We start from the raw sequence: 16,500 nt of genomic DNA on the forward strand, positions 1-16,500 counted from the left end.
TTTAAGGACGTTCACCCTGCCCCAAACGGCGTTCAATATCATCAAGTACATTTGGTAAGTCAGCGACGCTATCAATCACATAGTGAGCGCCCGATGCATTCATTTTTTGGTATGCCTTATCTTTTAGTACAATCTGTTCACCAGCCGATAATGCACTCCACTCTTCATAGCTTAAACCGACTTCGTTACCGCTAATCGCAAGCCCGACCGTCCAGCATCCTGCGTTTAAACCTTCATCAATACCCACCACGGTATCGTCTACTTTTACAACTGTTTTAATATCAGATACATCGAGTTGAATTAAGTTCTTCCATAACATTTCAGGATATGGACGGCCAAATTTCACGTCGCTGGCAGTAACGATACAGTCTGGACGGTAGCCTTGATCGGCAGCATCTTTAACCAAACGACCAATCATCATGGATGCATAACCCGTGTTACTGCCGATTTTTGCACCACGCTTTTTAATATTTTCAAACGTTTCCAATGCACCCGGTATTAAAGCCGAGCATGTTGGAATAGAATTTATCTGATAAGGAATAAAGTCCTTATATAAACGGTCGATATCTGCCTCAGTTGCCGCCTGCCCATAAATTTCCTGCCATGCAGCTGCCACACGTGGCATTTTTAAAACGGCAGCAATATGGTCACGTTTTTCTAAACCCATTGGAGCACGCGCTTCTTCAACCGTAATTTCAACTTTATTGTCTTTAAATAAAGCCATAAAAGCTAAAATTGGTGCGCGTGAACCAAAATCTACTGTTGTGCCTGCCCAGTCAAAAACCACAGCTTGAATTTGTGTATTGTTGGTCGTCATGGTGTATTGCCTTTAATTCAAATATTTTAATAAAAGTTATGCTGTTACCGCTTGATTTAGATGGCTTTTGTAGTAACTCTCAATCGCAGCAAGAAGCCCTTCAATATCATGTATATAAACTTCGCCAATATTACCAATACGGAAGCAGTTAAGATCTGTGACTTTGCCCGGATAAATTACGTAGCCTGATTTTTTTAGGGTTTCATAAAATGACTGGAAGCTAAATGTTTCGGCTGTCGGGTACAGAAAAGTGGTAATGATGGGTGATTGTGGACACTCTTCACCGAGTACCAATTCGAAGCCCAGTTGTTGCATACCTTTAGATAAGGTTTGCTGGTTTTGTAAATAACGTTGATAACGTGCAGCTACTCCGCCCTCTGTCTCAAGCTCAAGTAATGCTTGATAAAATGCACGTACCACATGAGTTGGCGAGGTAAAACGCCATTTACCCTTATGCTGTTCCATCGTATGCCACTGATCGTATAAGTCGAGGCTGACTGAACGAGCCAAACCTTTACACGCTTCTAGGCAATCACGTTTTGCCAAAATGAAACCAAAGCCCGGAACACCTTGAATACATTTATTCGCACTTGAAATTAGAAAATCAATTTCAAGCTCAGCCATATCCATTGGCACACCGCCAAATGAACTCATGGCATCCACAATCCAGATTTTTCCTGCTGCTTTCACCAAACGGCCAATGTTTTGAATCGGGTTTAAAATTCCTGTGGTGGTCTCACAGTGCACACAGGCAACGTGACTAATGGTTTTATCTTGTAAAACACGCTCAATCTCTTGTAGATCTGGTGTTTGGGTTTCTAAATAGTTCAGCTCGATCACTTCAATATTTAGGCAGCGTGCCATTTGCACCATACGTGCACCGTATGCACCGTTATTAATAATCAAGATTTTTCCATCACGCGGAATCGCTGAACCAAGCACAGACTCCACAGCAAAACTACCACTGCCTTGCATTAACACAGCCGCATATTTTTCAGGTTGGCTGGTTGCCAAGTTGACTAGACGAGAGCGGATATCTTGTACTAACGAGTTGTATTCTTGGTCCCAAGTACACCAGTCTTTTTGCATGGCACGGCGTACTGTTGCCGAAGTTGATAATGGGCCTGGTGTGAGAAGCAAATACTTGTTCTCTAAATCCATATCGAGTTGGGGTTGCATGTTCATAATGTTACTCATTTCTTTTGCGTTCATTTCAATATACATTAATCTGGTTTAAACCACATGACAAACTAGTAAATATTTTGTTCTAATATTTCTTTCATAAATCCAGCCCCTGTAGTCATGCCTTTACCAGCAATTGCACTTACCAGAAAAATGTTTTTTTCGGCTTCAGTGACGCATCCCAAATCATGTTCATGGGTCAGGTAATAACCATTCCAGCGTTTTTGAATTGGAGGTAAAGTCAGCCCTAATTTTTCGTGACAGTAAGCTTGGATAAACTCATTAATCTCTTCACGCTGCTCGAACTGAGGCGCTTCATTAATCGGATGGTATTCGTGACTATCGCCCACGATCAGTTCACCAAATTCGTTTTGTTTAATCAGAATATGAATACCGAATTCTTTAATGAAGCCTTGTTGTGACGCTTTAATTAGCTCTGCATGACTTGGACAAATTTCAAAAGCTGGATAACGTGAAATGGATAAGCCCGAATAAAGGGAAGCATTTAAGTTTTGGCGAAACCGTTGAGTCAGGGCCATTTGTAAGCCGCAACGTTTCAGATTTAAACTTTGTAATAGATCTGGATATAAAACATCGATGATTTCACCGTGACAGATCAAAACTTTATTTGCCTGATATACCTCGCCATTTGCCAAACGAACGTGACAGCTTCTATGTTGATATTGAGTTTGAACAACACAAGCATTGGTATAAATCTCTACACCTTTTCTTTCGGCATATGCCAACAGTCGCTGCCCAATCACATGTGGTTCGACCGAATAATCTTCTTCAAAAACCAAGCCGCCTTGAAACTGCTTTTCGGGATTTAAATAAGAAAATTGGGTGACCAGTTCATCATGCTTTAGCAAATGAACTGGAATTTGGTAATGATTTGCACGCTCGACAAACTCATTTAAAACTCGCCATTCAAGTGACGTATTGGCGAGATAGACACCTTGTCTTTGCTCAAATGAAATATCGGTTTCAGCCTGAATGCGTTGATAGAAAGAACGCGTTTCAAGTGCATACTTTCGCCACTGTTGCTCTGGATCGGTTAATGTCGAAGTTCCGACCATGCCGAAATTACGACGAGTTGCGCCCACAGGTTTGGCATTTTTCTCGAACATACAAACTTTTAAGCCTTGTTCTTGCGCTTGTATGGCAGCGGACAAACCTAAAATACCGGCTCCGACAACAATTAAATCAAACTGTGTGTTATTCATAAGACTTCCAATTTGCGAAATTTAGGATGAACAAACCCTTGCCTTGTTGAACAAAGCATTTCGTTTCAGTCGGTTAAATAAAAATTGTGTTTAGCTAAACTTATTGAGCACTTTCACGCCATTGCTGACTTCTTGCCATAATTTTTCGGGTAAATAACCAATGAATGAGTTTTACAACACATGAGGTGGTTAAAATGAGAATGCTCATGGCAACAGCAGCAACCGTATCGCCTGCATCATCCATATTTAAAACTGCCACCGCAGCTAAACTGGTGTCTGGTGAATAGAGGAAAATCGCAGCCGACACAGTGGTCATGGCATTGACAAAAACATAGACCGATACATCGCACAGCGCTGGAAAACACATGGGCAAATACACTTTCCAAAAGGTTTTCCATTTTGATGTTCCTAGAGTTTGTGCTACCTGATCGAGTTGTAGCGGAATCTGTTTAATAGCATTGGTTAAAGTAAGATGTGGCACGGTGTAATAATGCACAATGGTTGAAATCACCAAAATGGTCATGGTCCCATACAGCACATTTAACGGGTTGCTTTGCTGGTTAAAAAACAAAATATAAGCAATACCCAAGACCAATCCCGGCACAGCGAGTGGCAATAAAACCAAAGCTTGTACATAGTTTTTAATCAGTGGATGCGCTTTAAAACGTTCGGTTAACAGTGCCACCATAAAAATAAGTGCCGTGCCCACAACCGTACTAAAGAGTGCCATACGAACCGAGTTGAAGTATGCAGTCCAACCACCACCATCGACATATTCAAAACTGTAATGTGCTAAAGTTAAAGACAAATCATAAGGCCAAGACTGAATGAATGACGCCAGCACAGCCGTAAAGATAATCAGTAAAATTGCACCTGAAACCAAACCACAAAATAGGCTCAGAATGACTTCAAGTTTTTTATTCGGGGCTGAAACATAAGGTTTAGCCTGAAAAGCTTGAAACCGTGCATGCCGCTTGCTTTGTATTCGGTCGAAAATGAACACAAAAACTGCCGGTAACAACAATAAGATGGAAATTACCGCACCCATGCTCATGTTTTGCTGACCAATAATCTGTTTATAGACATCAAGTGCCATCATGTTAAATGAACCGCCAATGACTTTCGGAATTCCGAAATCGGTCAATACATAAATAAAAGCCACTAGACTTGCGCTGATGAGTCCATACCGAATTGCAGGTAGCGTGACGTGGTAATGGGTCTTCCAGATATTTTTGCCGAGCGACAAAGATGCCTCAATTAAACGCTGATCGACACTGCGAAAAGACACCATCATCAACATCAACATTGCTGGAAATAGCCAAAAGCAGTAGCTGATTAAAATACCGATTGGCCCATAAATTTGCATATCACCTAGTAAGGGTTTTAATACGCCTTGCTTACCAAACAAATAAACCAATGCCAAAGAAGGCAAAAGTGATGGCGCTAAAATGGGTAAAAAAGCCACCAGTTTAAAGAAGCCTTTGCCTTTTATATTCACATTGGTGAGTGCAAAAGCATAAATACTGGCAAGCAATACTGTAATGACAGTAGCAGTACAAGCAACCCACACTGAGTTAAATACAGAGTTGAGTAAAGCTGGACTGCCAAAATAATGATAAAAATTTTCAAGACCAACAAAATTTTGATTTTCATCAAAAAATGCAGTTTCAAACAGCATGATTAATGGAGCAATAATCACTAAAGTCAAAGCAATTGCAACGCTTGCTAAAGCAATATTTGATCTTAATGAATATTCAGTTTTTCGACGCGGCTGTGTTTTTAAAACCGCTGAAGCAGTTTCATTTAACATAGTGCGTACCCTTGTTCGTCAAAGACATGAATGAGCTGATTAGGCACTTTTATAAACATGAGTTCTTGCAAAGATTTGAACTTGGTATTTTCAATTTCAATTTGCAAAAGATGTTTTGCTTGCTCAATTCCATCGATATGAATAGTGCAAAACAAACGACGTTTGGCACCTAAAAATTCTGTGCTTAATACTTTAACTGGCAAATACAAAGACTCTTTATCACTGCCGAAATTATCAACCAACTCGACGGCTTCCGGCCTAAAACCAATGTTGTAGCTTTGCCCTGCTTTAAGTTTTTGCTGCTGCAAATTTAAAGGAATAAAACCTAAAACCTCGAGCTGATTAACTACTGAACAAGTAGCTGCCAAAAAGTTCATGGTGCCAATAAACTTTGCAACGAATTGGGTTTGTGGCTTGTAGTAAATATTGTGCGGCGTATCAATCTGCTCAATAACGCCATGATTCATGACAACCACACGGTCAGAAATACTTAATGCTTCTTCTTGATCGTGTGTGACCATAATAGTAGGCAAATTAAGCTGTGATTGAATCGAACGGATCTTTTGTCTTAGGTTTAGACGTACCTGAGCATCGAGAGCAGACAATGGTTCATCTAGCAGTAAAATATCAGGCTTCGGTGCAATTGCCCGAGCAAGCGCAACACGTTGCTGCTGCCCGCCTGATAATTGGTTGGGATACTTTTTAGCAATATCAGGTAACTCAATTAGTTCTAATAACTGTTGAACCCGTTGGCTACGTTGTGCCTTATCCCACTTTTTTTTGTCTAAGCCGAAAGCAATATTTTCTTCGACGTTTAAGTTTGGAAATAACGCATAGTTCTGAAACACAATGCCACAGTGACGCTTTTCAGCACTGAGCAACGTAATGTCTGCGCCCTTTTTTATAACCTTTCCATAATCAGGTTTTTCTAGACCCGCAATGATGCGTAGTAAAGTGGTTTTACCGCATCCAGAAGGTCCCAAAAAGCTCACGAACTCGCCAGCTTTCAGGTCTAAATTAATATGCGTTAGGGCCTGAAAGTGTTGGAACTTTTTTTGTATATCCACCACTTCTAAAACCGACGGACCATGTTCAGGATATTTATAGGTCGTTAATGACGACAGTAAATGCCCTGCTAACTCACCCTTCTGGTTTTGACCTAGCAGCGATGATTGCAATGACGAAGGAATTTGCATAATGAGGCCCTTATCCAAAAGATCACTTTTCAAAACGCTTTGACCATTCAGCCAAAATACGTTCACGCTGCTCGGCCGCCCAATAAAAATCATTTTTTACGAGCATTTGAGGAAGATTTTTCGGGAAGTCCATAGTGGTATTTTCAATGCCTTTATAAGCCACCATTGAAAAGTTATGTGCATAAGCTTCGTTTGCCGCTTTGCTTACCGACCAATTTATAAATTTTTGTGCGCTACTTAATTTTTTGGTTCCTTTCACAATTGCTGAGGCTTCCATTTCCCAGCCTAAACCTTCAGATGGATAAACCACTTCTAAAGGTGCACCTTCTGCTTTTAATTTAAATGCCGGATAACCGAAAGAAACACCAATTGGGATTTCACCCTGCGCTGCCATTTTGCAAGGTTTTGAACCCGAGTGAGGATATTGTGAAATATTTTTATCTAAAGCCTGCATATAGTCCCATGCCTGCTTTTCACCCCAAATCTGCATCCAAGCTGTGACATCTAAATAGCCTGTGCCACTTGAAGCCGGATTTGGCATCACAATTAAGTTTTTATAAATCGGGTTGGTTAAATCTTTCCAAGTTTTTGGAATAGGTAACTTACGTTTTTCTAATTCGACTTTATTGACACAAATTGCAGATTCCCATGCATCCATACCCGTCCAAGTCGGTACAGGTTTTTGGCTTACAAATTCTGGTTTTAAATTTTGGATGCCTTCTGGTTTAAAAGGCTCAAGCATGTCTTTCTTTTCCATGACCAGCAAACTGGTTAAAGCCACACCAAAAACCACATCCGCTTGTGGGTTTTTCTGCTCTGCCAAAACTTTAGCGGTGATTACACCTGTTGAATCACGTACCCATTTTACTTTGAGTTCAGGATAGGCTTTGTGTAATTCTTCTTGGTATTGCTTAAGTTGGTCGGCTTCCACTGCCGTATAGACTGTAATTTCTTCTGATTGTTTTGATGTTGCTGATGAACATCCCATTTGAATAGCGACCACTACACCTAAAACTGATGCAGTACCGAGTTTAATTGTCTGTTGAACATACTGTTTCATCTGCAAACCATCGAATGCAATTATTTGATGATGGTATTTCAACAGCTTTATATGACAGTTTAATTAATCTGGTTTAAACCAGATTTCATTTTTATGCTCGCGCTTCGAAATGTAAATCTAAAACATCATGTAGCCAATATTCTTGGTCAACATCTGTAATTACGCCTTCTTCATTTCTGTTACTACGGCAAATATATAACCCGAGCGCGCCAACATTCACATGCAGTGCTTTAGCCTGCTGTTCCGATAAAGCGGTTGGATAGAGGTTAATGTCAGCTCTGGTGATATGGCAGTTATATTGATTTGCCATCAGTAAAGTAATGGATTGCTTGAGATCATGAGTTAAAAACTCAGGGAAAAGTTCCGCATTCACCCGTAAATGCTCAACCAAAACAGGTCGTCCATTAATACAACGACGTCGCCAAACTGAATAAATCGGATGCCCTTTTTCAACTTTTAAATGCTTGGCATCCCAAGAAGTAGCTTGCGTAAGTTCACTCGAAATTACTTCTGTAGAAGGTTCATAGCCTTGTTCAATCACAAACTGGTTAAAGTTTTTTGTCGATTGCGGGTGATAAATAATGCGAGGAGAACGAACATACCAACCACGGCGGTCCAAGCGATAAATCAAGCCATCAGTTTCCAAAGCCAATAAAGCTTCACGTGCAGCCACACGAGTGGTTTGGAACTGTTCAGACAGCACTCTTTCTGATGGGAGTTTTGCGTGGGCTTCTAATACACCAGATTCAATATCATGGGCAATCGCATCGCGAATAGGAATATATTTAGGTATGCGAGCTTGGTCCTGTTCCATACAAACTTAGAATTTATAAATAAAGAAATTAATAGCAATATACTGAAAAAATGTGACAAAAGCTTTTATTAATGCTGATCTTTTAAGCAAAACGCGTCCTATACCCCGCTTTTTTCAATTCAACTTTTCCATAAAAAATCGTGTGTGCACGCATACTCTGGCTTCGGAAAACTTTCCTTGACTCATCTGTTTATCAAGGAAAACGGCATAGCTTAATCATTACATCATATTTATTGAGACACTTATTTAAGATAAAAATTCATATTTTGTACTGACTCTTACACAGGAATTGAGGATTTGCCCTAACACTAAATATCCGTCCTCCAATATTACTGCCTTGTAGAATTAGAATAGTATGGTCAATAAAACCCAAAACTTCTTGAGTAATTTAAAAAACAACCTACCATCTTATATTTAAAAACTCTCAATATAAAATCACCCATTTAATAAAAACTAAAATATTAATAAAATTTCCTGATTTAAAAATAAACATAAAATTTTAATTTAATCAAAATTTCAAACAACAAATTTAATTAAAAAAACAAGATAAGGCCAATTCGTCGATTTATTACACAAAACCATAACTACACCTCCACGGTTAAATAATACTCAACTATTTATTCAATCTAATTAATATTTCATTTATAAAATTTAAATTAATTAATTAAAAACTATTAAATATGACATTTGATGCATAAAAATTTGTCACGGTATAACCAAAAATTTCTAAATAATTTTAATAAAAAAATATAAACATTTGATAAATATAATAATTTTAATATTTCATATGCCCTAAAACAAAGTTTCGGATGTTTACCTCCATATATTTTTTATATTTTACCGAATGATAAAAAAATCATAATTAATAAATAATAAAAATAAAAACCCCTTTTAATAATAAAGTTAATTATTTACCAAATGTTATATTTTAAAAATTGTTATTAAAAATATCACCAATAATTAGATTAAAAAAATAACATTCAAAAAAATATAATGATTTTTCTTCTTGTTTTTTCACAAATGTATATTTAGATTTAATTAAGATTATTTAAAATCACATTTGTATTTTATGAATACAGTTTAAGCAAAATTAAATTTTACTTAACACTGACTATAATATTTTAAGGAGAAAGTATTATTTTGATCAAATCGTGTGACATTTTAAATTAATTATATCTCTGTACTTAACCATAAAAATCCACCCAGCGTTAAATCATATTCAGCCAGGAAAGATTAAAAAACTCATGAAACTTAAAACAAATTTTTCGCATCTCGCTTATAGCTGTGCATTGGTATTATTCGGTTCCATACAATTTGCCCATGCTGCACCTTTACTCACGTCTCATATCACAAATGAAGTCAGCCCTGCACCTACAGCAAATGCATGGGTTGAAGTTGACACTCAAGCTTTTGAAGATAATATTAAAAGGACAAATCAATTACTTAATGGCAAAACACAACTTTGTGTAGTCATGAAAGCAAATGCATATGGGCATAGTATTGACCTACTTATGCCGAGTGTTATGAAATTAAATGTGTCTTGTATTGGCATCACCAGTAATGCAGAAGCGGCGATGGTGCGTAAGCATGGCTATAAAGGCAAAATTACACGTTTACGTACAGCAACTGATAGTGAAATCATCAATGCACATGCGTTAAATATCGAAGAGCTTTTGGGTAATTATGATCAGGCTGCCCGTATCTCTAAATGGGCAGAAGCGAACAATACAAATGTTCATTATAGCTTGGCTTTAAATTCGGGTGGTATGGATCGTAATGGTCTTGAAATGTCTACAGCTCAAGGTAAAGAACAAGCTGTTGCAATCACTAAGCTTCCAAATCTTAAAATTGACGGCATTATGACCCATTATGCTGTAGAAGATGAAAAATATGTTCGTGAGCGCCTAGATCAATTTAATGAACAAACAGCATGGTTGATTAAAAAAGCCAAACTGAATCGTAAAGAATTAACATTACATACAGCAAATTCATTTGCTACTTTAAATGTTCCTGAATCACATTTAGATATGGTCCGTGCAGGCGCAATTATTTATGGAGATTTTCCTAATCACCCTGAATTTAAACGCATGATGGCATTTAAAACACAAATTGCTGCAATTAATAATTACCTTAAAGGTTCAACTGTAGGTTATGACCAAACTTATACGTTGACACGTGACTCCAAACTTGCAAACTTGCCTGTAGGTTATTCGGATGGCTACCGTCGTAGTTTTAGTAATAAAGCTTTTGTTTTAGTAAATGGACAAAAAGCACCAGTGGTTGGTCGAGTATCCATGAATACTGTTATGGTTGATGTAACAGATATTCCAGAAGCCAAAGCGGGCGATGAAGTTGTATTATTTGGACGTCAAGGCAATGCTGAGGTTCAATCTAGTGATTTAACAAGTCTTACAGGCCATATTTTGACAGAGGCCTATACTCCATGGAGTAACTCTAATCCACAAGTGATTAAACCTATTCAATCTCAGCAATCAACGCAAATCAGTAATCATCAAGTTGCAGCAACCGCTGAGTAAACTTTAGGTGAATTGATAAGTAGCCCTATATTTCAAAAAGTATCAGGGCTACTTTTAGTATGACCATATCTCTTAATCTATTACATCCTACTTAAATTCTTATATAAAAAAAGAGCATTTTCATGCCCCTTTTATTTAGTCTTTAGCTTGCATGCTTAAAACTATCAATTTGCTTGATCTCATAAGGTAAACCGACATAGTTTTCGGCTAAGGTTGTTTTACCAGCAATAGAACCCAGTACATAACTTAACTCGGCTTGTTTAATCTTGTGGTCAAACTCACTTTCAGTTTCAAAGCGATGTAATAAATGAGTCATCCACCAAGAAAAACGCTCTGCTTTCCATACGCGTTGCAGGCATTTCTCTGAGTATTCATTTATACCTTGTTCGGAACCTTCGGCATAATATTCAATAAGTGCACTTGATAAATAAGCAATATCAGAAGCCGCGAGATTTAGCCCTTTTGCTCCTGTTGGGGGAACAATATGCGCAGCATCGCCAGCTAAAAATAGTTTTCCGAAACGCATTGGTTCAGTCACAAAGCTACGTAACGGCGCAATACTTTTTTCAATAGAAGGTCCTGTCACTAACTTTTCACGGCTTTCAGGATCTAGGCGGTTTTTTAACTCATCCCAGAACTTTTCATCCGACCAGTCTTCAACGTGATCTGTTAAAGGGACTTGTAAATAATAGCGGCTACGTGTTTCTGAGCGCATACTACATAAAGCAAATCCACGTTCAGACTGTACGTAAATGAGTTCATCGGCTACAGGTGGGACATCTGCCAACACCCCTAACCAGCCAAACGGATAAACTTTTTCAAAGGTCTTTATTTTATCTTCGGGCACACTGGCACGGCAGACACCGTGGTAGCCATCACACCCTGCTATAAAGTCACACTGAATTTGAAAAGCTTTACCTTGATGCTCGAACTCAACTTTTGGGGCAGTATAAAAGTCTTTCACCTGTACATTTTGAGCTTCATAAAATGAAGTGAGCTGCTCTGCTTCACGTGCAGTCATTAAATCTTTAGTCACTTCGGTCTGACCATATACTGTCACTTGTTTTCCACCCGTGAGTGCGGCCAAATCAACTCGGTGTAGCTCACCATTGGTCAAAATTTCAATGCCCGAATGTGGTAATCCTTTTTCTTTTAAGTTTTGGTCAACACCGGCTTGTTTGAGTAAGTCGACCGACACTTGCTCTAAAATTCCTGCACGAATCCGTGAAGCCACATATTCAGCACTACGTTGCTCAACAATAATATGATCGATGCCAGCTTTATATAGAAGTTGCCCAAGCAATAACCCTGCTGGTCCAGATCCAATAATTGCAACCTGTGTCTTTAAAATATCCATAACTTCATCCTTGTTTCATCCTGACTTTTAAATTACTGGCTTTAACTTTTGTTCACTATGTATCCAAGATGAAAATAACCGTTTATCATCTAGTTTGTCCGAATAGCGGACAGAAACAATCAAAATAACAGGAATGAAAGGATGCCTTCTCTCGATGCTTTTCTAGAGCACCCGAACTCGCATGAGAAAATTCGTCAAGATGACTACATTGCAGGATTAGCAAAAGGCTTGGCTTTATTGGAAGCTTTTGGAACAGATCGGCAACGGCTTAATGTCACTCAAGTAGCCGAACGAACCGGTATTAGCCGTACCGCGGCAAGGCGTTATCTAAAAACTTTAAAATACTTAGGCTATTTAGAAACCGATGAACATTACTTTTGGCTCACTCATCGCGTACTGCGCTTTTCGAGTTCTTATCTAAGCTCGGCCCACCTGCCTAAAGTTGCTCAATCATTTTTAAATCTTTTGTGTGCGCAGACATCACTTACTTTTTCAATTGTGGTGTTAGACGATAACGAAGTGGTGCCGATTGCTCGTAGTTATTTACCGCAGCAAGATAACTTACGCGTTAGTCCTTATGGCATGCATTTAGGAAACCGACTCCCTGCCCATGCAACGTCTACGGGTAAAGTATTGCTGGCAGCATTGTCTGAAGAAGCTCAGCATGTGTGGGTCAAAACTTACGGTTTAAAACGCTTAACGCCTTTTACCATAATAGATGAGTCAAAGTTTTTTGAAGTGCTTAAGGGTATTTCGTTATCGGATTATTGTCTTTCTAAAGAAGAACATGAGCTTGGCGTAATTGCGATTGCTGTACCCGTTTTTAACGCCCAAGGTCAAGCCATTGCAGCACTTAACTGCATGTCTCAAACCAACCGTGTACAAGAAGATTATTTGGTTCAGCAAATTTTGCCATTGCTACGCAACACGGCAAATGAACTCAGGAATGTAATTTAAATAGACTTAGAAACTCTTGTTATCTATTAGAAGTACAAGAGTTTCAACTCATGATTTTAAATGGCGAATTCTTTGGCTTGCTGGCTTGCCAAATCTAAAGCGTTGCTGCGATAGGCTTGCATGTCTAAGCCTTCTGCATAGATAAAATCGATGTCATGAATACCCATTAGCCCTAACACTGCTTTGAGATAAGGCGTGACGGCCTCAGTTTCTTGGCCAACATGAATGCCGCCCCGACTACTTACCACCACCGCTTTTACCCCTTCAACCAAACCTTGAGGGTAAGTTTCGGTGTAGCGGAATGTTTGTCTTGCTCGTGCCACTAAATCAAACCAGTTTTTGAGTTGAGTCGGCACATTTAAGTTGTACATGGGTGCGCCTATCACCAATAAATCAGCGCTTTTTAATTCAGCAATTAATTTGTCCGACAAAGCAACGATCTGCTGAATGTCTTGATTTACATTTTCAGCCCCACGCAGCGCCTGAAAAATTTCCAGATCTAATACAGGCAGGTTCATTTCAGCTAAATTGCGTATGGTAATGTCATCTTGCAAACCTTGGTCTTTTCGATGTTCAAGCATTACATCAATGAGGCGATTGGTTTGTGAGCCCTCACCCATAATGCTAGATTTTAATACCAATATTTTAGCCATGACTATCTCCACATTTTCAATAAAGCCATATTAACCTCGCAACAAATTCAACAGTGGTGATATTATTTCTTTATATTGGTTCCTTTTAGGCAACAATCATGCAACATGAACTAAGTGCAATATCTATATTTGTGACTGTGGTTGAAGCTGGAAGTTTTGTAAAAGCTGCCGAACAATTGCATTTAACTCGCTCAGCCATAAGTAAAAATATTGCTCGTCTTGAAGATCAGCTTGGCGTGGCTTTATTCAAAAGAACAACACGTTCGCTCAGCATGACTGATGAAGGCGCTTTGTTTTATGAACATAGCCGCCGAGCGTTAAGTGAAATACAAAATGCGGCGGCTTTATTAGACCAAGGCAAAATTAACGCAACAGGCCGTTTACGGATGTCTGTGCCAGTGCTGTTCGGGCAACTCTTTGCTGCTCCGCTCATGGTTAAATTTGCTCAGCAGCATACGGACTTACAGCTAGAAATTTCATTTAATGATCGAACTGTAGACTTGGTCGAAGAAGGTTTTGATTTATGTATAAGAATCGGAATATTGCCTGATACAACTCAGCTCGTTGCCAAACCGATTGGTGAGCATCGAATGCTACTTTGTGCCTCACCTGACTATTTAAATGAAGCAGGTCCCCTAGAACATATTGAGGACTTAGACCATCACGCCACGATTGCCGATCCGCATTTTGGTCAAATAAAAAAATGGCAACTTCAAAAGGAAAATAGCGAGCCGTTATTTATTAAGCCCAAAGCAAAACTTCTTTTAAATGACTTACAAGCCATTAAAAATGCAGCGCTTGCTGGAGCAGGTATCGCTTGGCTACCCGATTGGCTCATTCAAAATGAATTACAGGATGGTAAACTCGTACAAGTATTAGAAACCATGTCGAGCATTGCTTTTGCGATTCATTTGCTATGGCCTGCGCTGCCGTTTATGCCACTGAAAACCCGTCTTGCAATTGATTATTTGGCGCAGCATTTACCCCCTGAACTAAACAGACAAGTTTAAAATAAACAAGGCCTTTTGCAGTCATGCTTGCTTTGTGAATGTCATAATGTATATAGATCAAACTTAATCTTTTTTAGAAAAAAGCCACATGCAAAGATGTGGCTCAATAGAATTTACTCGTATTTCAATCAAAAAATTTCAAGCAAACTAGTCAGCGTCCTCTTTTTTAGAAGACGGCCCCAAAGCCATACTCGAAAATACGCCATCGCGATAAATCCATGCATGTAGTAATGCAGCAGAGAGATGACCAATAACGACAGCAAATAATAGCCAAGCCAAAATTCCATGTAATGTACGGAACCAAGCGTAAAGCGTAGAGTTAGTGGGTGCTATAGGCGGAAGGTCCCAACCCGGAAATAAAGTGACAGGCCAATTACCTGCTGATAGCGTTGCCCATCCAAGCAATGGCAAACTAAACATCAAAATATAAAGTAGCCAATGTGATGCATGGGCAAGAAACGCTTGCCAGCGCGGCACAGACGGCGGCAAAGGTGGAATTGGATAACAAAGTCGATTTATTAATCTTATGATGACCAATAGTAAGATTGCGATTCCTAAAGGACGGTGAATATCGATTAACCACGGGCGCCACGTAATTGAGGTGGTCATTCCTACCCCAATAAATAGCATAGCTAAAATTGCTACTGCCATAAGCCAATGCAGTATTCGCGCAGTCAAATTAAAATGACGTGGAGCATTAACGTTAGATTTATTTTGCATTGTTCAGCTCTCCTATTTGCCCACAGCATCGGTTGCTTTGCCAAATCCAATTTCACGTAATCGAGCATTGTAAGACTGTGAATAGATCGCCGCTCGTGCTGCGAGTACGGGATCATCTGATAACTCAATTCCGGGTGGCACCAAAGTTGGGTCAAAGTTAATATCACGACATGCGCCATTTACCTGATCAGTCACATTTTTGACTTCTAATGTTCCGGCTATAACTTCTTTACGGTCTTTTGGCCAAGGCTGAGATGGGTCATTCACTGGATCTCCTGGCTCGGCAAGTTGCAAAACTAAGTCCCAATAGAGCGGCCCTTCAGCCAAACGTTTTTTGATGTCTTTAAATAAGAAATCATGGTCAGCTTGATCACGTTGTTCTTTGGTCAGACTAATAAATTTTGAATGAGGACGCATAGACCAACGGACTGGCTGTTCTTGTCCATTGGCGGCTCGCAATATAAAGGCATTTACGACATAAAATTCTGCGCCGCTAAAACTACCGGTTAATGGCATCTTGGCCTTTTGCTCAATAGACTTACGCGCTTCGGGATATTCTTTTAAAAACGCCTCAACAAGGGCTGGATCAGGCTTACCAGTAGATGGAACCGGTTTAAATGCTTTTTGCTGCGCCAAAAAACCTTCAGCATTTCGCGTAGGGAAATAGGGAAAGTTGTTTAATTTCATGCGCCACTGCGAATGATCGGCTGGAGAAAGTAATAAAGCCATACTCACTGTTGCGGTAGAATTATCTGCCGCATGCGGGTTACCGCTTCCAATAGAAAATCGGCCAATTGCTGGTATATCAGACTTAGCAAATACAGTAGCTTTAGAGAGTGCTGCTGCTGCACCATTACTATGGTAAGTGCCATCAAAGCAAATCCCTTTACCGTGTGCACGTCGATATCCGGGATCAAAGTTGTTTATTGTGTCACCCAAAAAAGTTTTGGATGTTGTTCGATGTCCAAATAGACCAGCAGTCCAAGCAAATGCCAATACTAAAAAACCTGCAATTAAAGCAATACCTGCTAAGGGCAACCCATACTTTTTTAGACTTTTAAAATTCAAATTATTCATTCTTCATCCTGTGTAAATTATATAGCTGCATTTATAAAACAGTTTGATCCTATAAAAAGAGTATTACTTAATTTGATGAAATTATGT

General features: G+C 39.2%; 14 protein-coding genes. 3 read left to right on the top strand and 11 right to left on the bottom strand.

Annotated features, from left to right (window positions below; genetic code table 11):
* Position 1: 1 nt before the first annotated feature.
* The 7 genes from phnX to AC056_RS15625 all read right to left on the bottom strand — a co-directional run bounded on the left by phnX (position 2) and on the right by AC056_RS15625 (position 8,102).
* Positions 2–817, bottom strand: coding sequence for a phosphonoacetaldehyde hydrolase (phnX, locus tag AC056_RS15595; protein WP_077164137.1), 816 nt, complete (start codon positions 815–817; stop codon positions 2–4).
* 36 nt (positions 818–853) lie between these two features.
* Positions 854–2,041 carry a 2-aminoethylphosphonate--pyruvate transaminase gene (phnW, locus tag AC056_RS15600; protein ID WP_077164138.1) on the bottom strand — a complete coding sequence of 396 codons (1,188 nt, stop codon included), beginning with the start codon at positions 2,039–2,041 and terminating at the stop codon, positions 854–856.
* 26 nt (positions 2,042–2,067) lie between these two features.
* On the bottom strand, positions 2,068–3,222 hold the full coding sequence (locus tag AC056_RS15605; protein WP_077164139.1) for a TIGR03364 family FAD-dependent oxidoreductase: 1,155 nt from the start codon (positions 3,220–3,222) through the stop codon (positions 2,068–2,070).
* Between the two features lie 100 nt (positions 3,223–3,322).
* Complete coding sequence (locus AC056_RS15610; RefSeq protein ID WP_077164140.1) at positions 3,323–5,032, bottom strand: putative 2-aminoethylphosphonate ABC transporter permease subunit; 1,710 nt, start codon at positions 5,030–5,032, stop codon at positions 3,323–3,325.
* A complete protein-coding gene (locus tag AC056_RS15615) occupies positions 5,026–6,228 on the bottom strand; it encodes an ABC transporter ATP-binding protein (protein WP_077164141.1) in 1,203 nt (400 codons plus the stop codon). The genes AC056_RS15610 and AC056_RS15615 overlap by 7 nt, the downstream gene beginning before the upstream one ends.
* Before the next feature lie 22 nt (positions 6,229–6,250).
* Positions 6,251–7,288, bottom strand: a complete 1,038-nt coding sequence (locus AC056_RS15620; protein WP_077164142.1) for a putative 2-aminoethylphosphonate ABC transporter substrate-binding protein — start codon at positions 7,286–7,288, stop codon at positions 6,251–6,253.
* Between the two features lie 91 nt (positions 7,289–7,379).
* A complete protein-coding gene (locus AC056_RS15625; protein WP_000434318.1) occupies positions 7,380–8,102 on the bottom strand; it encodes a UTRA domain-containing protein in 723 nt (240 codons plus the stop codon).
* Positions 8,103–9,346: 1,244 nt separating this feature from the next.
* Between AC056_RS15625 and alr the strand changes: the two genes are divergently transcribed.
* Positions 9,347–10,639 (top strand): alanine racemase, encoded by a 1,293-nt coding sequence (gene alr, locus AC056_RS15630; protein ID WP_077164143.1) that lies wholly within the window; start codon positions 9,347–9,349, stop codon positions 10,637–10,639.
* Positions 10,640–10,781: 142 nt separating this feature from the next.
* Here alr and pobA read toward each other — a convergent pair whose 3' ends face one another.
* The gene (gene pobA / locus AC056_RS15635) at positions 10,782–11,996 is read right to left on the bottom strand and encodes a 4-hydroxybenzoate 3-monooxygenase (protein ID WP_077164144.1); all 1,215 of its coding nucleotides are present in this window, start codon (positions 11,994–11,996) and stop codon (positions 10,782–10,784) included.
* A gap of 141 nt (positions 11,997–12,137) precedes the next feature.
* On the opposite strand from pobA, the gene pobR reads away from it, so the two are divergent.
* The gene (gene pobR, locus AC056_RS15640; RefSeq protein ID WP_077164145.1) at positions 12,138–12,953 is read left to right on the top strand and encodes an IclR family transcriptional regulator PobR; all 816 of its coding nucleotides are present in this window, start codon (positions 12,138–12,140) and stop codon (positions 12,951–12,953) included.
* Positions 12,954–13,009: 56 nt separating this feature from the next.
* Here pobR and AC056_RS15645 read toward each other — a convergent pair whose 3' ends face one another.
* Entirely contained in the window at positions 13,010–13,606 is a 597-nt protein-coding gene (locus AC056_RS15645) for an NAD(P)H-dependent oxidoreductase (RefSeq protein WP_077164146.1), read from the bottom strand.
* A gap of 98 nt (positions 13,607–13,704) precedes the next feature.
* Here AC056_RS15645 and AC056_RS15650 point away from each other — a divergent pair, with 98 nt between their 5' ends.
* Positions 13,705–14,616: a LysR family transcriptional regulator gene (locus AC056_RS15650; RefSeq protein WP_077164147.1), complete on the top strand. Its 912-nt coding sequence runs from the start codon at positions 13,705–13,707 to the stop codon at positions 14,614–14,616.
* Positions 14,617–14,763: 147 nt separating this feature from the next.
* On the opposite strand, the gene AC056_RS15655 is transcribed toward AC056_RS15650, so the two are convergent.
* A complete protein-coding gene (locus AC056_RS15655; protein ID WP_077164148.1) occupies positions 14,764–15,336 on the bottom strand; it encodes a cytochrome b in 573 nt (190 codons plus the stop codon).
* 12 nt (positions 15,337–15,348) lie between these two features.
* Positions 15,349–16,413 (bottom strand): catalase family peroxidase, encoded by a 1,065-nt coding sequence (locus AC056_RS15660; RefSeq protein ID WP_077164149.1) that lies wholly within the window; start codon positions 16,411–16,413, stop codon positions 15,349–15,351.
* Positions 16,414–16,500 lie beyond the last annotated feature (87 nt).

Origin of the sequence: Acinetobacter genomosp. 33YU, assembly GCF_001990725.1 — a bacterium.
In the GTDB taxonomy this organism is placed as follows: domain Bacteria; phylum Pseudomonadota; class Gammaproteobacteria; order Pseudomonadales; family Moraxellaceae; genus Acinetobacter; species Acinetobacter seifertii.

Coding starts and splice junctions, on each gene's coding strand:
- phnX (WP_077164137.1), bottom strand. CDS start 817: ATGACGACCAACAATACACAAATTCAAGCTGTGGTTTTTGACTGGGCA.
- phnW (WP_077164138.1), bottom strand. CDS start 2,041: ATGTATATTGAAATGAACGCAAAAGAAATGAGTAACATTATGAACATG.
- AC056_RS15605 (WP_077164139.1), bottom strand. CDS start 3,222: ATGAATAACACACAGTTTGATTTAATTGTTGTCGGAGCCGGTATTTTA.
- AC056_RS15610 (WP_077164140.1), bottom strand. CDS start 5,032: ATGTTAAATGAAACTGCTTCAGCGGTTTTAAAAACACAGCCGCGTCGA.
- AC056_RS15615 (WP_077164141.1), bottom strand. CDS start 6,228: ATGCAAATTCCTTCGTCATTGCAATCATCGCTGCTAGGTCAAAACCAG.
- AC056_RS15620 (WP_077164142.1), bottom strand. CDS start 7,288: ATGAAACAGTATGTTCAACAGACAATTAAACTCGGTACTGCATCAGTT.
- AC056_RS15625 (WP_000434318.1), bottom strand. CDS start 8,102: ATGGAACAGGACCAAGCTCGCATACCTAAATATATTCCTATTCGCGAT.
- alr (WP_077164143.1), top strand. CDS start 9,347: ATGAAACTTAAAACAAATTTTTCGCATCTCGCTTATAGCTGTGCATTG.
- pobA (WP_077164144.1), bottom strand. CDS start 11,996: ATGGATATTTTAAAGACACAGGTTGCAATTATTGGATCTGGACCAGCA.
- pobR (WP_077164145.1), top strand. CDS start 12,138: ATGCCTTCTCTCGATGCTTTTCTAGAGCACCCGAACTCGCATGAGAAA.
- AC056_RS15645 (WP_077164146.1), bottom strand. CDS start 13,606: ATGGCTAAAATATTGGTATTAAAATCTAGCATTATGGGTGAGGGCTCA.
- AC056_RS15650 (WP_077164147.1), top strand. CDS start 13,705: ATGCAACATGAACTAAGTGCAATATCTATATTTGTGACTGTGGTTGAA.
- AC056_RS15655 (WP_077164148.1), bottom strand. CDS start 15,336: ATGCAAAATAAATCTAACGTTAATGCTCCACGTCATTTTAATTTGACT.
- AC056_RS15660 (WP_077164149.1), bottom strand. CDS start 16,413: ATGAATAATTTGAATTTTAAAAGTCTAAAAAAGTATGGGTTGCCCTTA.